The 23,929-nt window shown below is 72.4% G+C and carries 23 protein-coding genes and 1 riboswitch; of the genes, 14 read left to right on the top strand and 9 right to left on the bottom strand.

Features of this window, described 5'->3' with window-relative positions:
• Positions 1-93: 93 nt before the first annotated feature.
• The 4 genes from ACX6XY_RS05440 (at position 94) to ACX6XY_RS05455 (ending at position 4,842) form a co-directional block, all read left to right on the top strand.
• Positions 94-864 carry an ABC transporter ATP-binding protein gene (locus ACX6XY_RS05440; protein ID WP_460326961.1) on the top strand — a complete coding sequence of 257 codons (771 nt, stop codon included), beginning with the start codon at positions 94-96 and terminating at the stop codon, positions 862-864.
• 92 nt (positions 865-956) lie between these two features.
• Positions 957-3,512, top strand: coding sequence for an ABC transporter permease (locus ACX6XY_RS05445; RefSeq protein ID WP_460326963.1), 2,556 nt, complete (start codon positions 957-959; stop codon positions 3,510-3,512).
• 107 nt (positions 3,513-3,619) lie between these two features.
• Entirely contained in the window at positions 3,620-4,093 is a 474-nt protein-coding gene (locus tag ACX6XY_RS05450; protein ID WP_460326965.1) for a GNAT family N-acetyltransferase, read from the top strand.
• A 68-nt stretch (positions 4,094-4,161) separates the two neighbouring features.
• Positions 4,162-4,842, top strand: a complete 681-nt coding sequence (locus ACX6XY_RS05455; protein ID WP_460326967.1) for a pentapeptide repeat-containing protein — start codon at positions 4,162-4,164, stop codon at positions 4,840-4,842.
• Positions 4,843-4,869: 27 nt separating this feature from the next.
• Here the strand turns inward: ACX6XY_RS05455 and ACX6XY_RS05460 are convergent, their stop codons facing one another.
• From ACX6XY_RS05460 to ACX6XY_RS05470, 3 genes are read right to left on the bottom strand one after another with little or no spacing between them, the layout of a single operon-like run.
• The gene (locus tag ACX6XY_RS05460) at positions 4,870-5,367 is read right to left on the bottom strand and encodes a hypothetical protein (protein ID WP_460326969.1); all 498 of its coding nucleotides are present in this window, start codon (positions 5,365-5,367) and stop codon (positions 4,870-4,872) included.
• A gap of 46 nt (positions 5,368-5,413) precedes the next feature.
• Positions 5,414-6,037 carry a response regulator gene (locus tag ACX6XY_RS05465; protein WP_460326970.1) on the bottom strand — a complete coding sequence of 208 codons (624 nt, stop codon included), beginning with the start codon at positions 6,035-6,037 and terminating at the stop codon, positions 5,414-5,416.
• Positions 6,034-7,341, bottom strand: a complete 1,308-nt coding sequence (locus tag ACX6XY_RS05470; RefSeq protein WP_460326972.1) for a sensor histidine kinase — start codon at positions 7,339-7,341, stop codon at positions 6,034-6,036. The genes ACX6XY_RS05465 and ACX6XY_RS05470 overlap by 4 nt, the downstream gene beginning before the upstream one ends.
• Before the next feature lie 276 nt (positions 7,342-7,617).
• On the opposite strand from ACX6XY_RS05470, the gene ACX6XY_RS05475 reads away from it, so the two are divergent.
• Entirely contained in the window at positions 7,618-8,181 is a 564-nt protein-coding gene (locus tag ACX6XY_RS05475) for a GlcG/HbpS family heme-binding protein (RefSeq protein ID WP_460326974.1), read from the top strand.
• A gap of 122 nt (positions 8,182-8,303) precedes the next feature.
• Here the strand turns inward: ACX6XY_RS05475 and ACX6XY_RS05480 are convergent, their stop codons facing one another.
• Positions 8,304-8,879, bottom strand: coding sequence for a TerD family protein (locus ACX6XY_RS05480; protein ID WP_460326976.1), 576 nt, complete (start codon positions 8,877-8,879; stop codon positions 8,304-8,306).
• Between the two features lie 178 nt (positions 8,880-9,057).
• Here ACX6XY_RS05480 and ACX6XY_RS05485 point away from each other — a divergent pair, with 178 nt between their 5' ends.
• The 3 genes from ACX6XY_RS05485 to ACX6XY_RS05495 all read left to right on the top strand — a co-directional run bounded on the left by ACX6XY_RS05485 (position 9,058) and on the right by ACX6XY_RS05495 (position 12,237).
• Positions 9,058-10,002 carry an ROK family protein gene (locus ACX6XY_RS05485; RefSeq protein WP_460326977.1) on the top strand — a complete coding sequence of 315 codons (945 nt, stop codon included), beginning with the start codon at positions 9,058-9,060 and terminating at the stop codon, positions 10,000-10,002.
• Positions 10,002-11,150 carry an N-acetylglucosamine-6-phosphate deacetylase gene (gene nagA, locus ACX6XY_RS05490; RefSeq protein WP_460326979.1) on the top strand — a complete coding sequence of 383 codons (1,149 nt, stop codon included), beginning with the start codon at positions 10,002-10,004 and terminating at the stop codon, positions 11,148-11,150. Before ACX6XY_RS05485 ends, nagA begins: the two co-directional genes overlap by 1 nt.
• 148 nt (positions 11,151-11,298) lie before the next feature.
• Complete coding sequence (locus ACX6XY_RS05495) at positions 11,299-12,237, top strand: 1-phosphofructokinase family hexose kinase (RefSeq protein WP_460326981.1); 939 nt, start codon at positions 11,299-11,301, stop codon at positions 12,235-12,237.
• Between the two features lie 87 nt (positions 12,238-12,324).
• Here ACX6XY_RS05495 and ACX6XY_RS05500 read toward each other — a convergent pair whose 3' ends face one another.
• Positions 12,325-13,401, bottom strand: a complete 1,077-nt coding sequence (locus tag ACX6XY_RS05500; protein WP_460326983.1) for a carbohydrate-binding protein — start codon at positions 13,399-13,401, stop codon at positions 12,325-12,327.
• A 101-nt stretch (positions 13,402-13,502) separates the two neighbouring features.
• A complete protein-coding gene (gene cdgB, locus ACX6XY_RS05505; protein ID WP_460326985.1) occupies positions 13,503-15,251 on the bottom strand; it encodes a diguanylate cyclase CdgB in 1,749 nt (582 codons plus the stop codon).
• A 412-nt stretch (positions 15,252-15,663) separates the two neighbouring features.
• On the opposite strand from cdgB, the gene ACX6XY_RS05510 reads away from it, so the two are divergent.
• Positions 15,664-16,146, top strand: coding sequence for a flavin reductase family protein (locus ACX6XY_RS05510; protein WP_460327089.1), 483 nt, complete (start codon positions 15,664-15,666; stop codon positions 16,144-16,146).
• A gap of 42 nt (positions 16,147-16,188) precedes the next feature.
• Here the strand turns inward: ACX6XY_RS05510 and arfB are convergent, their stop codons facing one another.
• Positions 16,189-16,623 carry an alternative ribosome rescue aminoacyl-tRNA hydrolase ArfB gene (arfB, locus tag ACX6XY_RS05515; protein WP_460326987.1) on the bottom strand — a complete coding sequence of 145 codons (435 nt, stop codon included), beginning with the start codon at positions 16,621-16,623 and terminating at the stop codon, positions 16,189-16,191.
• 163 nt (positions 16,624-16,786) lie between these two features.
• On the opposite strand from arfB, the gene ACX6XY_RS05520 reads away from it, so the two are divergent.
• The 3 genes from ACX6XY_RS05520 to otsB all read left to right on the top strand — a co-directional run bounded on the left by ACX6XY_RS05520 (position 16,787) and on the right by otsB (position 19,421).
• Positions 16,787-18,052: an ABC transporter substrate-binding protein gene (locus ACX6XY_RS05520; RefSeq protein ID WP_460326989.1), complete on the top strand. Its 1,266-nt coding sequence runs from the start codon at positions 16,787-16,789 to the stop codon at positions 18,050-18,052.
• Positions 18,053-18,178: 126 nt separating this feature from the next.
• Positions 18,179-18,433, top strand: a complete 255-nt coding sequence (locus ACX6XY_RS05525; protein WP_460326991.1) for a DUF3263 domain-containing protein — start codon at positions 18,179-18,181, stop codon at positions 18,431-18,433.
• A 73-nt stretch (positions 18,434-18,506) separates the two neighbouring features.
• A complete protein-coding gene (gene otsB / locus ACX6XY_RS05530; protein WP_460326993.1) occupies positions 18,507-19,421 on the top strand; it encodes a trehalose-phosphatase in 915 nt (304 codons plus the stop codon).
• 93 nt (positions 19,422-19,514) lie between these two features.
• Here the strand turns inward: otsB and ACX6XY_RS05535 are convergent, their stop codons facing one another.
• Positions 19,515-20,918 carry an alpha,alpha-trehalose-phosphate synthase (UDP-forming) gene (locus ACX6XY_RS05535; RefSeq protein WP_460326995.1) on the bottom strand — a complete coding sequence of 468 codons (1,404 nt, stop codon included), beginning with the start codon at positions 20,916-20,918 and terminating at the stop codon, positions 19,515-19,517.
• A 118-nt stretch (positions 20,919-21,036) separates the two neighbouring features.
• A complete protein-coding gene (locus ACX6XY_RS05540) occupies positions 21,037-21,984 on the bottom strand; it encodes a glucosyl-3-phosphoglycerate synthase (RefSeq protein WP_460326997.1) in 948 nt (315 codons plus the stop codon).
• 132 nt (positions 21,985-22,116) lie between these two features.
• Positions 22,117-22,261, top strand: a riboswitch (SAM riboswitch).
• Between the two features lie 17 nt (positions 22,262-22,278).
• Between ACX6XY_RS05540 and thrC the strand changes: the two genes are divergently transcribed.
• Complete coding sequence (gene thrC / locus ACX6XY_RS05545) at positions 22,279-23,592, top strand: threonine synthase (protein ID WP_460326999.1); 1,314 nt, start codon at positions 22,279-22,281, stop codon at positions 23,590-23,592.
• Positions 23,593-23,642: 50 nt separating this feature from the next.
• Entirely contained in the window at positions 23,643-23,918 is a 276-nt protein-coding gene (locus ACX6XY_RS05550; RefSeq protein WP_460327000.1) for a MoaD/ThiS family protein, read from the top strand.
• The last annotated feature ends 11 nt before the right edge of the window (positions 23,919-23,929 follow it).

Genomic DNA, 23,929 nt, shown 5'->3' on the forward strand with positions numbered 1-23,929 from the left:
GGGCTACGGGGCGAGGGGTGCGGCGCGTCGACGATGGAGAGGGCCGGGCGACCCGCCGCCCTGCCACCGCAGTCACCCGCACCTGGAGCCCCCATGTCCCGTAACGCCGCCGCCGTCCGTCCCGTCACCGCCGCCGCCCAGGCCGTGGACCTGAGCAAGGTCTACGGCTCGGGTGCGACCCAGGTCGTCGCGCTGGACTCGGTGTCCGTGGAGTTCGCGCGGGGGCGGTTCACCGCGATCATGGGGCCGTCGGGCTCGGGCAAGTCGACGCTGATGCACTGCATGGCGGGCCTGGACTCAGTCTCCTCCGGGACCGCCCGCATCGGGGAGACCGAGCTCTCCGCGCTCGGTGACAAGCAGCTCACCAGGCTCCGCCGGGACAAGGTCGGTTTCGTCTTCCAGGCGTTCAACCTGCTGCCGACGCTGACCGCGTACGAGAACATCACCCTGCCGATGGACATCGCGGGCCGCAAGCCCGATCGGGAGTGGCTGGGGCGGGTGGTGGAGACCGTCGGGCTCGCCGGGCGGCTGAAGCACCGGCCGAGCGAGCTCTCCGGCGGCCAGCAGCAGCGGGTGGCCGTCGCGCGGGCGCTCGCCAGCAGGCCGGAGATCATCTTCGCGGACGAGCCGACCGGCAACCTCGACTCCCGTTCCGGCGCCGAGGTGCTCGGTTTCCTGCGGGAGTCCGTACGGGAGCTGGGCCAGACCGTCGTCATGGTCACCCACGACCCCGTGGCCGCCTCGTACGCGGACCGGGTCGTGTTCCTCGCCGACGGGCGCGTCGTCGACGAGCTGCACGAGCCGACGGCGGGCAGTGTGCTCGACCGGATGCGCCGCTTCGACACCGCGACCCGTACGAGCTGACCGTCCCCCGCCTCTTGGCCTCTCGCTGACGCGGCTCGTCTGCCGTGTCCGGCTTCCTCCCCTCCGCCCACCCCAGGACTGAAACGACCCCCATGCTCCGTACCGCCCTGCGCAATGTCCTCGCGCACAAAGCCCGACTGGTGATGACCGCGCTCGCGGTCCTGCTCGGCGTCGCCTTCGTCGCCGGGACGCTCGTCTTCGGGTCCACCGTCGGCGAGGCCCTCAAGAACCAGTCGGCGAAGAACCTGAAGGACGTCGCGGTCTCCGTCCAGGAGGAGTACGCACCCGGCGCCGACGACTCCGACGAGTCGAAGACCGCGCTGGACGGCGCGCTGGCCGACCGGATAGCCCAGGTCCCCGGTGTCGCCTCGGTGCGGCCCATGGTCAACGGCACCGCCACCATCGCCAAGAAGGGCGGCGGCCCCGTCAACGGCGAGAGCACCTGGCAGAACCTCGCCGCCAACTACGTGCCGGGCAAGGACGGCCGGGACCCCCGTTACCCACTGAAGGACGGGCGCGGCCCGGCCGCCGAGGGCGAGATCGTGCTGGACGCCAGGACCGCCGACAGGGCCGGATACCGGGTCGGCGACACCGTCCGCTTCGCCACCGTCGGACCGACCCTCACCAAGAAGCTGGTCGGCACCGTCACCACCGACGACCCGGCGGTCACCGCGGGCGGCACCCTCGCGCTGCTCGACACGGCCACGGCGCAGAAACTGTTCCTCAGCCCCGGCTACTTCGACGAGATCGTGGTCAGCGCCAAGCCCGGCACCGACCAGCGGGCCCTCACCGCCGAGGTCGGCGACGTACTCCCCGCGGAGGGGGTCAAGGCCGTCAGCGGCGAGGAACTCGCCGACGAGCAGGCCAGGATGATCGCTCAGGACAGCAGCGCCCTGACCAAGACCCTGCTGGTGTTCGCCGGTATCGCGCTGTTCGTGGGCGTGTTCCTCATCGCCAACACCTTCACCATGCTGATCGCCCAGCGCAGCCGCGAGATCGCGCTGATGCGCGCGGTCGGCGCCTCGCGCCGCCAGGTGGTCCGCTCCGTGCTGATCGAGGCCGGACTGCTCGGACTCGCCGCGTCCGCCGCCGGGTTCGCCCTGGGCCTGGCCATCGCGGCGGGCATGCGGCCGCTGCTCAACGCGAGCGGCGCGGGCCTGCCGGACGGTCCGCTGGTCGTCGGCGCGGACGCGGTGTTCGCCTCGCTGGCCGTCGGCGTCCTGGTGACCGTCCTGGCCGCCTGGCTGCCGTCCCGCAAGGCCGCGAAGATCGCCCCGGTGGAGGCGCTGAGCACCGTGGACGCGACGCCCGCCCCGCGCGCCATGGTCGTACGCAACGTGATCGGGGCCCTGATCACCGCGCTCGGTGTGACCGTCATGCTCTACGTCTCCACCCTCGACGACAGCGACGGCCTCGCCCCCGCGATGCTCGGCTCGGCCCTCACGCTGACCGGCATGATCGTGCTCGCCCCGCTGCTCTCCCGGCCGCTGGTCTCCCTCGCGGGCAGGGCCACCGGCCGTCTCTTCGGCGTCAGCGGCAAGCTGGCCAGGCGGAACGCGCTGCGCAACCCGCGCCGCACCGCCGCCACCGCGTCCGCGCTGATGATCGGGCTCGCCCTGATCACCGCCCTGACCGTGGCGGGCAACTCGGCGCGGGCGGGCATCGAGAAGATGGCGACCGAGGGCCTGCGCGCCGACTACAAGGTCGCCCAGACCAACTACCAGCTGCCCGACGCGTCGACGGCCGAGCTGGCGAAGGTTCCGGGCGTGGCCGCCGCCGCCCCGGTCCGCACGGTGGGCTTCTCCGCCGCCGGCGGCGGTCACCACACGATCACCGGCACCGACCCCGCCGCCTTCGCCGAGACCGTCGACCTGAAGTTCCTCAGCGGTTCGCTCGACGCCGTCGGGGACGGCCGCATCGCGGTATCCCGGCAGACCGCGGAGGAACAGGGGTGGAGCACCGGGGACGAGGTCGAGCTGGAGTTCTACGGCGACGAGGACAAGAAGCAGACGTTCCGGATCGCGGGCGTCTACGAGGGCAGCGACTACGCCGGCGAAGCCCTCGGCGCCACCGATGACGTCAAGCCGCACGCCTTCAACGACACGCTGGACAGCGTCCTGGTGAAGGCCGACGACGGCGCCGCCGCCGGGCTCGCCGGGAAGCTGCGCGACGCGCTCGGAGACAGCCCGCTGCTCACCGTCCAGGATCACGACCAGCTGGAGCGGGAGAGCGCCGGAATGATCGACACCATCCTGTACCTGATGTACGGGCTGCTCGGGATGGCCGTCGTGATCGCGGTGCTCGGCGTGGTGAACACCCTGGCCATGTCCGTCTTCGAACGGACCCGTGAGATCGGGATGCTGCGCGCCGTCGGCCTTGACCGTGCGGGCGTGAAGCAGATGGTCCGCCTGGAGTCCGTGGTCATCTCGCTGTTCGGCGCGGTGCTCGGCATCGGCGTGGGCGTCTTCCTCGCCTGGGCGTCCGGGAGCCTGACGGGCTCGGGGTTCGCCGAGTATGAGATGGCGGTGCCGTGGGGCAGGCTCGGGTTGTTCCTGCTGATCGCTCTGGTGGTCGGCGTACTGGCGGCGATCTGGCCCGCGCGCAGGGCGGCGCGGCTGAACGTACTCGGGGCGATCAGCGCGCGGTAGCGGTGGCCTGAGGGGGCTGGGGCCTGAGGGAGCTGGGGCCTGAGGGGGCCTGGGCGTGATGGGGGCGCGGTGGGTGGGGTGTGGCGGGGCGGTTCTATGCTGCGGGCATGATCCGTCTCGCCACACCCGCAGATGTCCCCGTCATCCATGCCATGGTCCGTGAACTCGCCGAGTACGAGAAGGCGCTGGACGAGGTCAGGGCCACCCCGGAGCAGCTGCGCGAGGCGCTGTTCGGGGAGCGTCCGGCCGCGTACGCGCACATCGCCGAGGGCGACGAGGGCGAGCCGGTGGGCTTCGCGCTGTGGTTCCTCAACTTCTCGACCTGGCGGGGCGTGCACGGGATCTACCTGGAGGACCTGTACGTACGGCCCGAGGCGCGCGGCGGCGGGCACGGCAAGGCGCTGCTGACCGAGCTCGCGCGGCTGTGTGCGGAGCGTGGCTATGAGCGTCTTGAGTGGTCCGTGCTCGACTGGAACGAGCCGTCGATCGACTTCTACCGGTCGCTCGGCGCGCGGCCGCAGGACGAGTGGACCGTGTACCGGCTGACGGACGAGGCGCTGGCGAGGCTGGGATCGGCGTAGCGCCGAGGACCGGCCCCCGGCGGCGGTGGCGGCGGGGCGTTGTCAGTGGTGTGGTTCAGCATGGGGGTATGGCAGCGAAGAAGGCGGGTGCGGCGCGGGTGCGGCAGGCGAGGCGGCCGGAGATCCGGTTGCCGCCGCTGCGGCCGTTCGACGGTGGTGTGCTGGCTCCGGACGGGGACTACGACGGTCTGTCCTTCCGGGATCTGGACCTGGCGGGGCAGGAGGGGCGGGGGGCCCGGTTCCTGGACTGCGCGCTCGAAGGGTGCGTGTGCGACGAGACCTCGCTGGCGAACGCCCGCGTCATCGACTCCGTCCTGACCGGTGTACGGGGCGTGGGGGCCTCGCTGGCCGGTGCGTCGCTCAGGGACGTGGAGATCGTGGACGCCCGGCTGGGCGGGGTGCAGGCGCATGGCACGGTGTGGGAGCGGGTGGTGGTGCGGGGCGGCAAGATCGACTACCTGAACCTGCGCGGGGCGCGGCTGACGGACGTCGTCTTCGAGGGCTGCGTGCTCGTCGAGCCGGACTTCGGCGGGGCGTCGCTTGAGCGGGTCGAGTTCGCGGACTGTGCGCTGAAGGGGGCGGACTTCAGCGGGGTCCGGATGCGGGACGTCGATCTGCGGCGGGCCGCGACCGTCGAGATCGCGCGGGGCGCGGGCCAGCTCGCGGGGGCGGTGATCAGTCCGGCGCAGTTGGTGGAGCTGGCGGGGGTGTTCGCGGCGGAGCTCGGGGTGCGGGTGGAGCCAGCCTAGGCCGTGTCCGGGGGCTGGCCCGGCGGTTCAGACGCGGGGGAAGCGGGCCTGTAGGTCCCAGATCGCCGGGTTGTCGGCCAGGTCCTCGTGCAGGTCGGTGAGGTCGGCGATCAGGTCGTGCAGGAAGTCGCGGGCCTCGCGGCGCAGTTCGCTGTGCGGGAAGGTGAGCGGGGGTTCGTCGCCGGGCGTCCAGTCGGCCGTCACGTCCACCCAGCCGAAGCGCCGCTCGAAGAGCATGCGGTCGGTGGACTCGGTGAAGTCGAGTTCGGCGTGTTGCGGCTTGGCGGCGCGGCTGCCGAGCGGGTCGCGGTCGAGCCGCTCGGCGATGTCGCACAGGGCCCAGGCGAAGTCCAGTACCGGCACCCATCCCCAGGCTGTGGACAGCTCCCGGTCGGCCTTGGTGTCGGCGAGGTAGACGTCACCGCAGAACAGGTCGTGGCGCAGGGCGTGGACGTCCGCGCGGCGGAAGTCGGTCTGCGGGGGGTCGGGGAAGCGGGTGGAGAGGGCGTAGCCGATGTCGAGCACGTGGTGATGGTGTCACGGGCGGGAGGTTTCACGGGTGGCGGGTTTGTCACGGCAGGAGGCGCTGTTCTTTGGCGACCGCTACCGCGCCCGCGCGGGTGTCGACGCCGAGCTTGTCGTAGATCCGGCCCAGGTGGGTCTTGACCGTGGCCTCGCTGATGAACAGGGCGCGGGCGATCTCGCGGTTGCCGAGGCCGTGGGCGAGCTGGCCGAGGATGTCCTGCTCGCGGTCGGTGAGGGCGGGGCGCGGGCTGCGCATCTGGGCCATGACGCGGCTGGCTACCGGGGGTGAGAGCGCGGTGCGGCCCTGGGCGGCGGCGTGGATCGCGGCGAAGAGTTCCTCGGGGCGCTCGGCCTTGAGCAGGTAGCCGGTGGCGCCCGCTTCGATGGCGCGGGTGATGTCGGCGTCGGTGTCGTACGTGGTGAGGACCAGGACGCGGACGCCGGTGGCGGAGATTCGGCGGGTGGCCTCGACTCCGTCGATGCCGGGGCCGAGCTGGAGGTCCATCAGAGCGACGTCCGGCGTCAGCTTGGCGGCCAGCGCGACCGCCTCCTCGCCGGTTCCGGCCTCGCCGACCACCTCGATGTCCGGTGCGCTGCCGAGCAGGGCGAGCAGTCCGGCGCGTACGACGGTGTGGTCGTCGCAGACCAGGATGCGGATGCGGGGGCTCATGCGGGGACGCCTTCCGTGGGGTGCGGGAGCGGGACGGTCGCGGTCACCACGGTGCCTTCGCCGGGCGCGGACTCGACGGTGAGGGCGCCGCCGAGCGCCTGGGCGCGGGCGCGCATCGCGGGCAGGCCGTGGCCGCGTGTGCCGTCGCTGTGCGTGCCGTCGCTGTGTGCGTCATGGTCGGGTGTGCCGTCGTCGTACGCGCGGTGGGGGCTGGCCGGGTCGAAGCCGCGTCCGTTGTCCGCGATGTCCAGGACCACCCGGCCGTCGTCCAGGTGGGTGAGGGTGAGGGCCGCCGCCGTGGCGGCGGAGTGTTCGCGGACGTTGGCGAGCGCGCCCTGCGCGATGCGCAGCAGGGCCGCGGCGACGCGGTCGGGGAGCGGCACGGGGGCGCCCTCCAGGTGGAAGCGCACGGTGAGCGGGGTGCTGGCCGCTTCGGTCTTCGCCGACTCGCGCGCGGCGAGGGTGCGCAGCGCCTCGCTGAGGCCGCCGCTCTCGGCCAGTTCGGCGGGGGCCAGGTCGTGGACGAAGCGCCGGGCCTCGGCGAGGTTGCGTTCGGCGATGGACTCGGCCGTACGCACATGGCGGCGGGCCGCGTCCGGGTCCGTGTCCCAGACCCGGTCGGACGCCTGGAGCAGCATCTGCTGGCTGGACAGGCCCTGGGCCAGGGTGTCGTGGATCTCCATGGCGAGCCGCTGGCGCTCGGCGAGGGTGCCTTCGCGGCGCTCGGTCTCGGCCAGTTCGCGGCGGGTGGCGATGAGGTCGTCGATCAGGGTGCGCTGGCGGGTGGCCTGCCGTTCCATGTGGAGGAAGACGGCCACCGCGACCGCCGCGACGGCGGGCGGCGCGAGCACCAGGTTCGGGTCGAAGCCGCTGGCCAGCTTGAGCTGCGCGCCGACGACGAACGCGGTGAGCACGGCTACCAGGGCGAGCGCGGCGCGCGGCGGCAGGGTGCGCAGCCCGGTGTAGAACAGCGGCACCGCGCACCACGCGAAGCTCGGCGCGAGCACCACCAGCACCAGCCAGACCCCGACCACCGCGCCGAGCCAGCTGAGCTGCCACGGCGTCGGCCGGGAGCCGACCGCCGGGCCCAGGGCGGGCCCGAGGAGGTAGAGCGCGGCGAGTACGGCACTGAGGGCGATGATCCACGGGGTGCGGGGCTCGTCGGGGTGCCGGATCAGGAACCGGACGAACGACGCGGCGAGCAGCAGGAAGAACGCCGCGTGCATGACGGGCGCGAGCCAGCGGGCGTCGGGGTCGTGCGGCCGCCCCCGCGCCGCCTCGCTCTCCGCCGCTCCGTGTCTCACCGGTCGCTCCTCGCCGCGCTGTGCCGCTCGTGCGGCCTGTACGGACCGCACCAGTGCGCCCATCGTCGCCCGTTCCGGCCAGGGCCGCATCAACCGATCGGCCGACCCTCGGGTCGGCCGAGCCGCGCGCCGACCGGAGCCGGTACGCCGACGGCTCGGGCCCTGGTCCGGCCGGAGCATGGATGGCAGAGAGCGGCGGGGCTTCCGGCACACGCCCTGGCCCGCCCCTCGTGACTACTGACCTTCCCCCCACCATCCAGCCCTGGAGTCCGAACCATGAAGAAGCTGTCCCGCCGCGCCCGTCTGCTCACCGGCACCGCCGTGGCCGCCACGCTCGCCGCCGGAACCTTCGGCGCGCTGTCCGCGAACGCCGCCCCCACCGACCAGCGGCCGGTCACGGCGGCCGTGGCCAAGGCGGATGTGAAGAACAAGGACCTCACGCGGTCCACGCACCTGACGATCGACGCCGCCACGCGTGCCGCCCAGGCCACCCTGGACGCCGCGGAGGAGGAGAACCAGCGCGTCACCGTCGCCGTGGTGGACCGCAATGGCAACACGATCGTCACCCTGCGGGGCGACGGCGCGGGGCCGCAGTCCTACGAGTCGGCCAAGAAGAAGGCGTTCACCGCCGTCGCCTGGAACGCGCCCACGTCGGACCTGGTCAAGCGCCTGGAGCAGGCCCCGAACCTGAAGGACATTCCGGGCACGCTGTTCCTGGCCGGTGGTGCGCCGGTCAAGGCCAAGGGCGCGCCGATCGCGGGCATCGGCGTCGCGGGCGCGCCGTCCGGTCAGCTGGACGAGAAGTTCGCGCTCGCCGGTGTCGCGGCGCTGGACAAGTGAGCCGGATCGGCTGAGCGGTCCCAGCTGTCCCAGGGGACCGCGACGGCACGGCGACGGCCGCCCCGAGTGCCACTGGCGCTCGGGGCGGCCGTGCTGTGCCGCGACACGCGCGGCCGGGCGCGTCAGACGTTGACGCCGAAGTCCTGGGCGATGCCGGTCAGGCCCGAGGCGTAGCCCTGGCCCACGGCGCGGAACTTCCACTCCGCGCCGTTGCGGTACAGCTCGCCGAAGACCATCGCGGTCTCGGTCGCCGCGTCCTCGCTGAGGTCGTAGCGGGCGATCTCGGTCTGGTCCGCCTGGTTGACGACGCGGATGAAAGCGTTGCGCACCTGGCCGAAGTTCTGGCTGCGGGTCTCGGCGTCGTAGATGGAGACCGGGAAGACGATCTTGTCGACGTCGGCGGGCAGGCCCGCGAGGTTGACGTTGATCTGCTCGTCGTCGCCCTCGCCCTCGCCCGTGACGTTGTCACCGGTGTGGACGATGGTCTGGTCCGGCGTGGACTTGTTGTTGAAGAAGACGAAGTGGCCGTCCGAGACGACCTTGCCCTCGGGGTTGACGGCGATCGCCGAGGCGTCGAGGTCGAAGTCCGTGCCGGTGGTCGTGCGGACGTCCCAGCCAAGGCCCACCGTGACGGCGGTCAGGCCAGGTGCCTCCTTGGTAAGCGAGACGTTGCCGCCCTTGGACAGGCTTACAGCCATGGAAGTCCCTTTCCCCTAGATGTGATTGCGGGCTTCGTGCCGGGCACGAAGCTACCGTCATCCGCTCTAACGCGGACAGGGGACCCGGAGGTTCCTGAACCCGGTCGATCTTCTGGGTGATCTCGATGAAGAGCGAAGTGGACTAGACCTTTCGCGGGGCGCGGGCCAAACTGTCCGGGTGAGACACGTCATCGCCCTCGATGTGGGCGGCACCGGGATGAAAGCCGCCCTGATGGGGGCGGACGGCAGCGCGCTGCACGAGGCGCGCCGGGCGACCGGGCGCGAGCGCGGCGCGGACGCCGTGACGGCGTCGATACTCGACTTCGCCGACGAGCTGCGCGCGTACGGGGAGAAGCACTTCGGGCAGCCCGCCGCGGCCGTCGGCGCGGCCGTGCCCGGAATCGTCGACTCCGAGCGCGGGATCGCCGTGTACGCGGCCAACCTGGGCTGGCGCGACCTGCCTCTGCGGGACCTGCTGAGCCGCAGGCTCGGCGGCGTACCGGTCGGGCTCGGCCACGATGTGCGGGCCGGAGGGCTCGCCGAGGGGCGGATCGGCGCGGGGCGCGGCGCGGACCGTTTCCTGTTCGTGCCGCTCGGCACCGGGATCGCCGGCGCCATCGGCATCGACGGGACGATCGAGCCGGGGGCGCACGGCTGCGCGGGCGAGATCGGGCACATCGTCGTACGCCCCGGTGGTGCGCCGTGCGGGTGCGGGCAGCGCGGCTGCCTGGAGCGGTACGCGTCGGCGTCCGCCGTCACGCGCGCGTGGGCCGAGGCGAGCGGCGACCCGGACGCGGACGCCGCGGACTGCGCGCGGGCCGTCAGGGCGGGCGACCCGCGCGCGGCGGCGGTGTGGCGGGAGGCCGTGGACGCGCTGGCCGACGGGCTGGTCACCGCGGTCACCCTGCTGGACCCGCGCACGCTGATCATCGGTGGCGGGCTCGCCGAAGCCGGGGAAACCTTGTTCACACCGCTGCGGACGGCGGTGGAGGAACGGATGACCTTCCAGCGGCTGCCCGCCATCGTCCCCGCCGCGCTCGGGGACACCGCGGGCTGCCTGGGCGCGGGCCTGCTCGCCTGGGACCTGCTGACATCCATTCACTCCACGGAGGTTCGTGCCTGATGGCCGCACGCAAGGTACTCACCGGCGCACGGGTGGTGCTGCCCACCGGGATCGTCGAGGACGGCCGGGTGATCGTCGATGAGCGCGGACGGATCGCGGGGCATGTCTCGGGCGGCGCGCCCGAGGTCGACCTGTCGGGGTGCTGGGTCGTCCCCGGCTTCGTGGACCTGCACAACCACGGCGGCGGCGGCGCCTCCTTCACCTCCGGCACCGCGGACGAGGTGCTGACCGGGGTACGGACCCATCGCGAGCACGGGACCACCACGCTGGTCGCCTCCACCGTCACCGGTGACATGGACTTCCTCGCACACCGCGCCGGGTTCCTGTCGGAGCTGGCCGAGCAGGGCGACATCGCCGGGATCCACTTCGAGGGCCCGTTCATCGCGCCGTGCCGCAAGGGCGCGCACAGCGAGAAGCTGCTGCGCGACCCCGACCCGGCCGAGGTCAGGAAGCTGATCGACGCGGGGCGCGGCGCGGCCAGGATGGTGACGCTGGCGACCGAGCTGCCCGGCGGCGTCGACTCCGTACGGCTGCTGGCCGAGCACGGCGTGATCGCCGCCGTCGGGCACACCGACGCCACGTACGAGCAGACCGTCGAGGCGATCGAGGCCGGCGCCACGGTCGCCACGCATCTCTACAACGCCATGCCGGGGCTCGGGCACCGCGCTCCGGGGCCGATCGCGGCCCTCCTGGAGGACGAGCGGGTCACCGTCGAGCTGATCAACGACGGCACCCATCTGCACCCGGCCGCCCTGGAACTCGCCTTCCACCGCGCGGGTTCCGGGCGGGTCGCCTTCATCACCGACGCGATGGACGCGGCCGGGTTCGGCGACGGCCGGTACATGCTCGGCCCGCTGGAGGTCGAGGTGCGCGACAGCGTGGCGCGGCTCGTCGAAGGCGGTTCCATCGCGGGCTCCACGCTCACCCTGGACCGCGCCTTCAAGCGGGCCGTGACCGTCGACGGGCTGGGCGTCGAGGACGTCGTCCGCGCGATCTCGGCCAACCCGGCGAAGCTGCTCGGCCTATACGACATGGTCGGGTCGCTGGAGGCGGGCAAGGACGCCGATCTGGTCGTCCTGGACGCGGCGTTCGACCTCAAGGGCGTGCTGCGCAAGGGCGAGTGGGTGGTGGAGCCCCGACTGGGGTGAGGACGCGCGCGGCAGGCGCGGTCCGCGGCAGGCGCGGTCCGCGGCAGGCGGGAAGGCGGTTGGCTCCGGAGTCTGGGCCAACCGCCTTCTGTTTGGCATGATCAGGTCCCGCACAGGAGATATTCACGTACTACCGGGGGTGGCACCCGTGATCCTCACGGTCACGCTGAACACTGCCCTCGATGTCACCTACCGGGTGCCCCGGCTCACCCCGCACCTCTCGCACCGCGTCACCGAGGTACTCGAACGCCCCGGCGGCAAGGGGCTGAACGTGGCGCGAGTGCTGGCCGCGCTCGGGTACGAGGCCACGGTCACCGGGTTCGCGGGCGGTGACACCGGGGCGACCGTACGGCAGCTGCTGGCGCGGGACGTTCCGTCGCCGGTGACGGACGCGCTGGTGCCCGTCTCGGGCGCCACGCGGCGTACGGTCGCCGTGGTCGACGGCGCGACGGGCGACACGACCCAGCTCAACGAGCCGGGACCGGTCGTCACGCCCGACGAGTGGGCGGCCTTCCGGACGCGCTACGCCGAACTGCTCGGCTCCGCGCGGGCCGTGGCCCTGTGCGGCAGCCTGCCGCCGGGGGTGCCGGTGGGGGCGTACGCGCAACTCGTACGGGCCGCGCGCGCCGCGCGGGTGCCCGTACTGCTGGACACCAGCGGGGAGCCCCTGCGCCGGGGCATCGCCGCCCGGCCGGACATCGTCAAGCCGAACGCCGCCGAGCTGGCCGAACTGACCGGCTCCCAAGAGCCGTTGCGCGCCGCGCGCGAGGCGCGCGGGCGGGGCGCGTACGCCGTGGTCGCCTCGCTGGGGGCCGAGGGGCTGCTGGCGGTGACCCCGGACGGCGGCTGGCGGGCCGCGCCGCACGCTCCCGTACGCGGCAACCCGACGGGCGCGGGGGACTCCGCGGTCGCGGGACTGCTCGCGGGGCTGGTCACGGGCGAGCCCTGGCCGCGGCGGCTGGCCCGCGCGGTCGCGCTGTCGGCGGCGACGGTACGGGCCCCGGTGGCGGGGGAGTTCGACGGCGCGGCGTACGAGGGGCTGCTGGGCCAGGTCCGCGTGGAGGCCGAGCGGGCGGGCGCGGCGTAGCCCGGACGGGTTCTGTCAGGCCGGACGGGTCCTGTCAGGCCTGACAGTCGGGCAGGCCCTCGCGGGTCCTGTCAGGCCTGGCAGGGGCTAGCTGCGCCAGCCCTCCTCCAGGGACAGCTGGTCGAGGTTGATCTCGCACGCGTTGCCGTCCTCGCAGGAGATCTTGATGGTGTTGGTGCCCTTGTTGAGGATGACGTTGGACCAGGTGTTGGTCCAGCCCCGCTTCCAGTCGCCGTCCTCGGCCTGGGCGAAGTTCTTCATGTTCAGCGGCCGTTCGTGGGCCTTGCCGTTGACCGTGAGCGTGGTGTCGGCGTCCCTGCCGGGCACGCCGTAGATCACGCGCAGGGTGTACTTGCCGCTCTCCGGGATGTCGTTGACGGTCCAGGTCGCCGACGCGCCAGGGGTGTTGAAGCCGGTGACGTAGGTGCCGCCGGCGGCCTTCGCGCCGTCGACGTCGGACGCCTTGGCAGCGCCGCCCGCCAGGCTCAGCGAGTTCGCGTCGGAGCGCGGCAGTTCGACCTTCTCCTCCTCCTCGGGCTCGTCGGCGTCCTTCGACGGCTCGTCGGACGGTTTCACCGTGTCCGCGGGCTCCTGGCTCTGCTTCTGGCCGCCCTCGCGCGCCTGGTCGTTCTTCTCGTCCGGGTCGCCGCCGATCATCGCGACGCCGATGCCGATGACCACGGCGGCGACCACGGCCAGCGCCCCGACCAGCAGCATCTTGGTGTTGGGGCCACGGCCCCGGCCGCCGCCGCCCTGGACGGGCTGCGGCGCGCGAGGCGGTCCGGCGGGAGCGCCGCCGGGGAGGGTCTCCGGGGCCGCGTAGTGCGCCTGGTCGTACGCGTGGGCCTGTTGCGGCGGGATCTGGGCGCCGTACGCCGGGGGAGCCTGCGGCGCGGCCTGCGCGGGCTGGCCGTACTGCTGGGCGTAGGGCTGCTGGCCGTACTGCTGCTGGCCGTACGGCTGTTGGCTGTGCGGCTGGGGGGCCTGCTGCTGGCCGTACTGGCGCTCGCCGACCGGGCGCACCTGGTTGAGGGAGCGGCCGCCGGGGTAGCCGTAACCGCCGCCGCCGGGCGGGGTGGCACCCGCGGCCTGCCCGTCGGCGTACAGGTAGCCGAACGGGTCGTCGTCTTCGGGCTTGCTCGCGCCGTTGTCGCCGGGAGTCATCCCTCAGTCCGCTCCTCATACAGGTCGAGTGTCAGGCGAGCCTACCCGCTCCGAGTGACAGTTCACCGGGCCGTTGCCCGACCGCACTCGCTGACCTGCGACTACCCCGCGCGCCTGTGCTGTTTCGCACGAGATCGTTTCTCCACGTACATCCTTTGGTCGGCGGATTGCAGCACTTCCTCCGCCGACATGCCGCAGTGGGCCCACCCGATGCCGAAGCTGGCCCCGACCCTGACCGCCCTGCCGTCCACGCGGATCGGCGGGATGATCGCGTTCCGCAGGCGTACGGCGAGGTCCTGGGCGTCGGCGCGGCCGAGCCCGTCGGCCAGGACGACGAACTCGTCGCCGCCGAGCCGGGCGACGGTGTCGCCGTCCCTGACCCCGCCGGTCAGGCGGCGCGCGACCTCGATGAGGACGGCGTCGCCCGTGTGGTGTCCGAACCGGTCGTTGATCGACTTGAAGCCGTCCAGGTCGCAGAAGAGCACGGCCAGGCCCTTGGCGCCGTCGTCGTCGGCGCCCTCTTCGGGGGCGACGGTGTGCACGTGGTGGTCGAAGGCCTCGTCGTAGACGCCCGCGCCGGGGTCGTGGCCGCTGGTGTCGTAGCCGTGGGCCGGGTAGCCGTTCGGGTCGGCCGGGTAGCCGTTGACGTCGGCCGGGTAGCCGTTCAGGTCGTACGCGGTGACGTCGTAGCCGCCCGTCAGGGCGGCGGGTGCGCCGCCGTACGCCGCGTCCAGCGTGTCCACCGCGCTGGGCCGCGTGGCCTGCGGGCGGCGGCACAGCCGGGCGCCGAGCCGGGCGCGGAGCTCGGCGGAGTTCGGCAGGCCGGTGAGCGAGTCGTGCGAGGCCCGGTGCGCGAGCTGGAGCTCGCGGCGCTTGCGCTCCTCGATGTCCTCGACGTGGGTGAGCAGGAAGCGCGGCCCGTCTGCGGCGTCGGCGACCACGGAGTTCCGCATCGACACCCAGAGGTAGGTGCCGTCCCGCCGCCCGAGCCGCAGTTCGGCCCGCCCGCCCTCGGCGGACGTACGCAGCAGGGTGCCGATGTCCTCCGGGTGCACGAGGTCGGAGAACGCGTAGCGGCGCATCGCCGACGCGGGGCGGCCGAGCAGACGGCAGAGCGCGTCGTTGGTGCGCAGGATCCGGCCGTGCTGGTCGCCGCCTATCTCGGCGATGGCCATGCCGGACGGCGCGTACTCGAAGGCCTGCCGGAAGGATTCCTCACTGGCCCGCAGCGCCTGCTGTTCCCGTTCGAGTCTGACCAGGGCGCGCTGCATGTTTGCCCGCAAGCGAGCGTTACTGATTGCAATGGCGGCCTGGGAGGCGTACATCTGGAGCGCCTCGCGGCCCCAGGCGCCGGGCAGACGGCCGTTCCGCGGCCGGTCGACGGCTATGACGCCCAGCAGCTCGCCGCCGGCCGAGCTGGCCGCGTACATCGGCGCGAACAACCGGTCCGACGGATGCCACTCGTCCTCGAAGCGCGGCTCGGGTCCCGAGGTGTACCACTGCGGTACGTCGTCGTCGTCGAGTACCCAGCCCTCGGTGTGCGGTATGAACCGGAGGTCGCCCCACGCCCGGCCCATGCCCAGTCGGCGCTCCCAGGAGGCGCGGGAGCCCACGCGGCCGGTGATGAGCGCCTCAGCTGCGGCGTTGCCCGCGAAGGCGGCCACGACGAGATCGCCGTCGGGGCGTACGAGGTTGACACACGACAGTTCGTAGCCGAGGCCGTTCACGATGCCGTCGGCGACCGTCTGCAGCGTGTCCGCCAGGCTTCGCGCCGTGTTCAGGTCGGCGACCACCTGATGCAGCTGCCGCAGGGTCGCAAGACGGACGTAGGGCTCCGACTCGGTCTCCATGCTTCGCTCTCCCCGAGACCTCGACAGCAACTCCAGGATCCACAGTCCTCAGCGTCTGGTGGCTCTCACGCGGCCTCAGCCACTGAATCACAGCGAGCAGCTCAGTCGGTACACAGGGTCAACGAAATATGAGTCCTGTGACTCAAGTCACAGCGAGGGGTGAAGGGGTGGGGAGTGGGGGCGTGGTGCCTCTGTACGTTTTCTGAACGCAAACTGGTTGGTATGTGCACAGTGTGCGGTCGGGGCTACGGTCCTAGGACCGCACTCCGTCCAGGGCCCGATGCGGGGCCGCCGCCGACCCGGTTAGCGTGCTGGCGTGCTGAAGACTTCCGCCGCCCCACGCGTCCCCCGCCCCCCGGAGCAGCCCGCTGTGCATCCTGATGGGGTGAGCAACGACGACTTCCGCGCCGCGATGTCCCGGCTGGCCGCAGGCGTGGTGCTGGTGACCGCGCGTGAGGCGGCGCTCGCCGACGACGGGCCCGCGGGCGAGGACGTGGGCATGACGGCGACCGCCTTCATGTCCGTGTCGCTCGATCCGCCGCTGGTCATGGTCAGCCTGCGGGAGGGCTCCCGGATGGACGACCTGCTCGCCGAGCAGCCGCTGTGGGGGGTGTCGGTGCTCGCCGAGAGCCAGCGGCACATCGCGGGGCGCTTCGCGATGAAGGGGCGGATCAGTGACCGGCTGCTCTTCGAGGACATCGCGTACGTACGGGGGGAGTGGTCCGGGGCGCCGCTGGTGGGCGGGGCGCTGGCGACCCTGGAGTGCCGTACGGAGCAGAGCGTGCGGGCGGGGGACCACACGCTGGTGATCGGCCGGGTGCTGAGCGCGGAGCTGCCGAGCGCGGACGGCGGGCCGCTGATGTACTTCCGGGGCCGGTACCGGCAGTTGGGCTGACCGGTCTCATCAGCCTTGTCGGTCTTATCGGTCTTATCGGTCCTACCAATCCCGGCCGGAGCGGCCTCGTTTGGTCTCGCTGCGGGCCTTCTTCTGGCGCAGCCGCCGCTCGTTGACGCCTCGGGGGATCTTCGTCGGGCGCCGTGGCTTCGGTGGCGGCGCGGTGGCCTCGGCCAGCAGGGACGCGAGCCGGGTGGCCGCCATCTCGCGGTTGCGCCACTGCGAGCGGTGCTCGGACGCGTGTACCGCGATCACCCCGTCGACCAGCCGGGGCGCGAGCCGCTCCAGGGCGCGCCGCTTCCAGACCTCGGGCAGTGACGCGGTGTTCGCCAGGTCGAAGCGGAGCTCCGCCTTTGAATCACTGGTGTTCACATGCTGCCCGCCGGGCCCGGATGACCTGGAGAAACGCCAGACCAGCTCGGCCTCCGGCAGGGAGACCGAACCGCGGATGACGTAGGGACCAGGCATACCCGCCATGATTCCGTGCCGCCCGGCCCCCGTCATCTCTTTTTGCGAGTGGTGTAGACCTCCATGCGGCGGCTGGTGTAGACCTCCCGGTGAACAGAAGGGGAACGCCCCGTTCATACAATCGGACGTCGCGGGGACTGACCGACCGAAATACACGAGAGTGGGAAAAGCTGTGCACCGGCGGACAACAGGGCTGATCGCGGCGGCGGCCGCACTGGGCATGACGGCCACACTGGCCGGTTGCAGCAGTACGGGGTCCGGCGGTGAGGTCACGCTCAAGCTCGTGGCCGCCGACTACGGGGACAGCCCGGAGAACAGCTCCAAGCACTACTGGAACAGCCTGGTCAAGGAGTTCGAGAGCAAGCACTCCGGCATCAAGGTCGATGTCACCGTGCTGCCCTGGACCGACGTCGACGCCAAGGTCGCCGAGATGGCCGACAAGGGCGAGGCGCCCGACATGGCGCAGATCGGCGCCTACGCCGACCACGCCGCCAAGGACCGCCTCTACCCCGTCGACGAACTGCTCTCCATATCCGTGCAGTCCGACCTGCTCTCCACGCTCACATCGGCGGGCGAGGTCAGGCGGGTCCAGTACGGCATGCCGTTCGCCTCGTCGACCCGGCTGCTCTTCTACAACAAGGAGCTGTTCAAGGCCGCCGACATCGAGCCGCCGACGACCTGGAACGAGCTCGCCGCCGCCGCGCGGTCCCTGAAGGACAGCGGGGTGAAGACGCCGTTCGCACTGCCGCTCGGACCGGAGGAGGCGCAGGCCGAGACCATGCAGTGGCTGCTGAGCGGCGGCGGCGGTTACACCGACCACGTCGGTACGTACACGCTGGACTCGACGGAGAACATCAACACCTTCAAGTGGCTGAAGGACGAGCTGGTCGGCAAGGACCTGACCGGCCCGGTGGCGCCGGGCAAGCTCAACCGGCAGAAGGCCTTCGACGCGTTCGCCGACGGCGAGGTCGGCATGCTCAACGGCCACCCCACGCTGATGCAACAGGCCGAGAAGAAGGGCGTGAAGTACGGCATGGTGCCGCTGCCCGGCATCAACGGCAAGGCCAAGGCCACCATGGGCGTCGCCGACTGGATGATGGCCTTCAAGCGGAACGGTCACCGTAAGGAGATCGGCACGTTCCTCGACTTCGTCTACGGCGAGAAGCAGGTCCTGGACTTCTCGCTCCGCTACGACATCCTGCCGGTCACCAGCTCCGCGTCCGACGCGCTGGCGGCCGACCCGAAGCACAAGGCGCTGGGCGAGTTCCTGGGCGAGCTGCCGACGTCCGAGCTGTACCCGGTGGGCAAGACGTCCTGGGCCGGGGTGAGCGCGGACATCAAGAAGAAGATCGGCAAGGCGGTCGAGCCGGGCGGCAACCCGGTGACGCTGCTCAAGGAGATGCAGAACGCGGCGGTGGCGGCGGACAGCGCGGCGTAGCTGGCGGCGGTCGCGGTTGCGGTTGCGGTCCGGTCGTGGTTCCGGTCGCGGCCCCGGCTGCGGTCGCCGGTCACGGGGCGAGTGTCAGTGGGCGCGGTTACGGTGCGGGGTATGAGTGAGCGGGGTATGAGTGAACAGACCGGTCGCTCGGACCGCCCTGGCCTCTCCGAGCGCGATGCCGCCGTGCTCGCGGTGGAGCGGCGGAGCTGGCCCGGCGCCGGGGCCAAGGAGCGGGCCATACGGGAGCGGCTCGGCATCTCGCCCACCCGCTACTACCAGCTGCTCGGCGCGCTCATAGACGACCCGCGCGCCCAGGCCCACGACCCGGTGACGGTGAACCGGCTGCGGCGGCTGCGGGACGCGCGGCGGGCGCGCCGCTGAAGTCTGTGCGCGGTATGTGAGACGGGTTCGCGCGCGAGGCGTGCGGCACGCCGCGGCTGGATAGGGTCGGGGCATGGGCAGCAGCCATCCGTACTCCCATCCGCACTCCCGCTACTCCCGTTCGTCCGGCCGTGTGCCTGATCTGCCGACGCCCGTGACCGCCGCCGGACGCGAGGGCCTGGCCGCGCTCGTCGCCCGGCCCGAGCGCGCGGTGGTGGCCCTCGACTTCGACGGCACCCTCGCCGAGATCGTGCCCGACCCGGAGCGGGCGCGGGCGCACCCGGACGCGGTACCCGCGCTGGCCGCGCTGGCGCCGCGGGTCGGCTCGGTCGCGGTGGTGACCGGGCGTCCGGCCGGGGTCGCCGTACGGTACGGCGGCTTCGCCGGGGTGCCGGGGCTCGACCACCTGGTGGTGCTCGGGCACTACGGCGCGGAGCGCTGGGACGCCGTGTCCGGCCGGGTGCGGGCGCCCGAGCCGCACCCCGGCGTCGCCGCGGTCCGCGCCGAGCTGCCCGGCTTCCTGGACGCGCTGGGCGCGTGGCACGGCAGCTGGATCGAGGAGAAGGGCCGGGCGCTCGCCGTGCACACGCGGCGGGCGGCGGACCCCGAGGCGGCGTTCGCCGCGCTGCGGGGGCCGCTCGGTGAGCTGGCCGCGCGGCACGGGCTCGTCGTCGAACCGGGGCGGCTCGTGCTGGAGCTGCGGCCGCCGGGCGTCGACAAGGGCGCCGCGCTCACGGCGTATCTGCGGGAGGTGTCCGCCGAGTCCGTGCTGTACGCCGGGGACGATCTCGGTGACCTGGCCGCGTTCGCGGCGGTCGAGAAGGCGCGGGGGGAGGGGGTGCCGGGGGTGCTGGTGTGCAGCGGGAGCGACGAGGTCCGCGAGCTGGCCGACCGCGCGGACCTGGTCGTCGACGGCCCGTCGGGGGTGGTGGGCCTGCTGGCCGCGCTCGCGTCGCGAGTGGCCGACTCCAGCCCGTCCGGCGATTGAGGACATCGGTCAAGCCGTCCGCAGGCCATGCGGCGAAGCCGCGAAGGCCACCGTCGGGAAGAGGCGGGGCCGGGCGGAGGACCGATCCCTGGCTCAGCCGCGCAGCTCTTGCAGCTGGTCCAGGAACCAGCGTTCCGGGGGCAGCGCCGTCGCCGCCGCGGCCAGCCGCTTCGTGCGCTCCGCGCGCTCGGCCGTCGGCATCGTGAGCGCGGTGTGCAGCGCCTCGGCCGTGCCCGACACGTCGAACGGGTTCACCACCACCGCGTCGTCGCCGAGCTCCGCGCACGCCCCCGCCTCCCGCGACAGCACCAGCGCGCACCCCTCGTCCGAGACGACCGGCACCTCCTTGGCGACCAGGTTCATCCCGTCCCGGATCGGGTTGACCAGCGCCACGTCCGCCAGCCGGTACGCGGCCAGCGACCGCGCGAAGTCGTCCCGCACATGCAGGACGACCGGCGTCCAGCCCGCGGTGCCGTACGCCGCGTTGATCTCCGCGGCGACCCGCGACACCTCCGCCGTATAGGCCCGGTAGACGTCCAGGTCCTGCCGGGACGGATAGGCGAACGCGAGGTGCACCACGCGCTCGCGCCACTCGGGGTGCGAGTCGAGCAGCAGCCGGTACGCGTGCAGCCCGCGCACGATGTTCTTGGACAGCTCCGTACGGTCCACCCGGACGATGGTCCTGCGGTCCGCCGCGCCGATCTGCTCCCGCAGCCCGGCCAGCCGCTCCTCGACGTCGGCCCGCCCCGCCCGCTCCCGCAGGAAGTCCGCGTCCGCGCCGAGACCGTGCACCCCGATCCGGGTGCCGTCCAGCGCGTCCGGACCCAGTACGCCCTCGGCGCACCCCGTGAACGCGTCCGCCCAGCGCCGGGTCAGAAAGCCCAGCCGGTCCGCGCCGAGCATCCCGCGCAGCAGCCGCGCGGCGATGTCGTCCGGCAGCGTCCGGAAGTAGTCCAGCGGGGCCCACGGGGTGTGCGAGAAGTGCCCGATCCGCAGGTCGGGGCGGAGCTCGCGGAGCATCCCCGGCACCAGGGCCAGGTGGTAGTCCTGCACCAGCACCGCCGCGCCCGGCGCGGCGGCGTCGGCCAGCGCCTCGGCGAAGGCGCGGTTGTACGTCTCGTACGCGGCCCACTGCCGCCGGAACTCCGGGCCGAAGGAGGGCTCAAGCGGCGTCTGGTACAGCATGTGGTGGACGAACCACAGCACCGAGTTGGCGACCCCGTTGTACGCGTCGGCGTGCACCCCGGCGTCGATCGCCAGCATCCGTACGCCCGCCTCGCCGACGCCCCGCCGCACCGCCTCGCGGTCCCCGTCGCCCAGCGCCGCGCAGACCCACAGCGCGTCCGTGTCCGGGCCGATCGCGGACAGCCCCGAGACCAGCCCGCCGCCGCCGCGCCTCGCGTCGAGCGTGCCGTCCTCGCGTACGGCGTAGCTGACGGGGCCGCGGTTGGACGCGACGAGTACCTGGGCCTGGTGCGCGGAAGCCTCGGACGACATGCGCCCTACCTAGCCCGTGACGTAATGGTTCAAACGTGCGGACGGCACGCCGTGTCGCACGACGCACCGGTCACGTGACACGCCGGTCACGCGACGCACCGGTCACGTGACACGCCGGTCACGCGACACGGCGGGTGGTGTACTCGACGATCTCCGTCATCGGCGGGCGCTCCTCCGTGTCCACGGCGTGGGTCCGCGGCTCGAACCCGTCCGCGCCCCGCTCGAACTGCGTCAGCCTCGGGCGTACGAGGTGGCCGCGGGCCAGCCGCAGCTGCGCGGTCCGGTAGATCGCCGCGGCCATCCGGCCCAGCGCCCGGCCGTCCTGGTGCCGGTGCTTGCGCACCCCGATGTCCACCTGCGCCAGCGCGTCGAGGCCCACCGTGTGCAGCGCGTCCACCAGCAGCCCCAGCTCCACGCCGTACCCGACCGGGAACGGCAGCCGCTCAAGCAGCGTCCGGCGGGCCGCGTACTCGCCGCCCAGCGGCTGCACGAAACCGGCCAGCAGCGGCCAGTGCAGATTGAGCAGCGGCCGCGCGACCAGTTCCGTGACCCGGCCGCCCTGGTCGGTCGCCTCGCCGAGCGGTCGGTCGTACATGCCCTTCACGAACTGCACGTCCGGCTCGGTGAGCAGCGGGCCGGCGATGCCGGTGACGAAGTCCGCGGAGAACTCCCGCAGGTCCGCGTCCACGAAACAGACGATGTCGCCGCTGGTCACCAGGAGCGAGCGCCACAGCACCTCGCCCTTGCCCGGCAGCGCGGGTATCCGCGGCAGGATCGCGTCCCGGTGCACGACCCGCGCGCCCGCGGCGGCGGCCACAGCGGCCGTACGGTCCCGCGAACCGGAGTCGATCACCACCAGCTCGTCGACGAGCGGGGCCGCCGGCGCCATCAGCTCCCGCCGGATCGTGGCGACGATCTCGCCGACGGTCTCCTCCTCGTCCAGCGCGGGCAGCACCACGCTGACCCGGCCGCCGGGCCGTACCTTGGCCGCCAGCAGCTCGTCCAGCGGGCGGTCGGACACGGACCAGGAACGCCTGGTCAGCCAGCGCTCCACCTCATCGAGCACGTTCGGGTTCTCCCTGCATGATCCATCTCGCGGTTCGGACGACTATCTCAACTGTCAGGGCCTTCGGTTACAGTCTTGAACAACGCGGACGACCGTCGCATGCCGGGGGCCGTCCAGCGCACAACTTCATACCGCTCATCCAGAGGGGCAGAGGGATACGGCCCGTTGAAGCCCCGGCAACCCTCCAGTCAGTACTCGTGCGTCCGAAGCGAGGCTCCTGACTCGGGAAGGTGCCAATTCCGTCTTGCGGCGAAGTGCGTCGTAAGGAAGATGAGGAGAAAGGGCCTCGCCTCCATGGCTGTGCAATCCGTCGAAGCAACCACCACTGGCAGCACCTCCGGCACCCCCGCCGCGACCGTCTCGCTCGGTCCCGCCGCGGCTCTCTCCTGTCGCGAGTGCGGCGAGCGCTTCCCGCTCGGCCCGATCTTCGCCTGCGCGCTGTGTTTCGGCCCGCTCGAAGTCGCGTACGAGCTTCCCACCGGTGACCCCGAGGCCCTGCGCCAGCAGATCGAGGCGGGCCCGAACAGCATCTGGCGCTACGCCCCGCTGCTGCCCGTCCCGGCCGACGTCGCCGACAAGCCGAACCTGAACCCCGGCTTCACCAAGCTGGTCAAGGCCGACAACCTCGCCCGCGAACTGGGCGTCACCGGCGGCCTGTTCATCAAGGACGACTCCGGCAACCCGACCCACTCCTTCAAGGACCGGGTCGTCGCGATCGCCGTCGAGGCCGCCCGCGCCTTCGGCTTCACCACCCTGTCCTGCTCGTCGACCGGCAACCTCGCGGGCGCCGTCGGCGCGGCCGCCGCCCGCTCCGGCTTCCGGTCCTGCGTGTTCATCCCGCACGACCTGGAGCAGGGCAAGGTCGTCATGGCCGCGGTGTACGGCGGCGAGCTGGTCGGCATCGAGGGCAACTACGACGACGTCAACCGCTTCTGTTCCGAGCTCATCGGCGACCCGCTGGGCGAGGGCTGGGGCTTCGTCAACGTCAACCTGCGCCCGTACTACGGCGAGGGCTCCAAGACCCTGGCGTACGAGATCTGCGAGCAGCTCGGCTGGCGGCTGCCCGACCAGATCGTCATCCCGATCGCCTCCGGATCCCAGCTCACGAAGATCGACAAGGGGTTCCAGGAGCTGATCAAGCTGGGCCTGGTCGAGGACCAGCCGTACAAGATCTTCGGCGCCCAGGCGGAGGGCTGCTCGCCGGTCTCCACCGCCTTCAAGGCCGGGCACGACGTCGTACGGCCGCAGAAGCCGGACACCATCGCCAAGTCCCTGGCGATCGGCAACCCGGCCGACGGCCCGTACGTCCTGGACATCGCGCGGCGCACCGGCGGCGCGGTGGAGGACGTCGACGACGAGCAGGTCGTCGACGCGATCAAGCTGCTCGCGCGGACCGAGGGCATCTTCGCGGAGACCGCGGGCGGCGTGACGGTGGGGGTGACCCGGAAGCTCATCGAGGCGGGGCTGCTCGACCCGGCCCTGACCACGGTCGTGCTCAACACCGGTGACGGGCTCAAGACGCTGGACGCGGTCGCCCCGACCTCGCAGGCCACCGCCGTGATCAAGCCCTCGCTTGACGCGTTCCGGTCCGCTGGCCTGGCCGACTAGTCACCTTCCCGCCCCGTCCCCCGCCCCACCCTGAAGTCTGGAGAACCACCGTGAGCGTCAAGGTCCGCATCCCCACCATCCTCCGTACGTACACCGGCGGCGAGTCCGAGGTGACGGCCGAGGGCGCGACCCTCGCCGAGGTCATCGCCGACCTGGAGAAGAACCACACCGGCATCGGCGCCCGCGTCCTGGACGACACGGGCAAGCTGCGGCGCTTCGTGAACGTGTACGTGAACGACGACGACGTGCGCTTTGAACAGGGCCTGGAGACGGCCACGCCGGACGGCGTGGGCGTCTCCATCATCCCGGCCGTCGCGGGCGGCTGACGGCGCGTCGA

Source organism: Streptomyces sp. O3 (assembly GCF_054788135.1).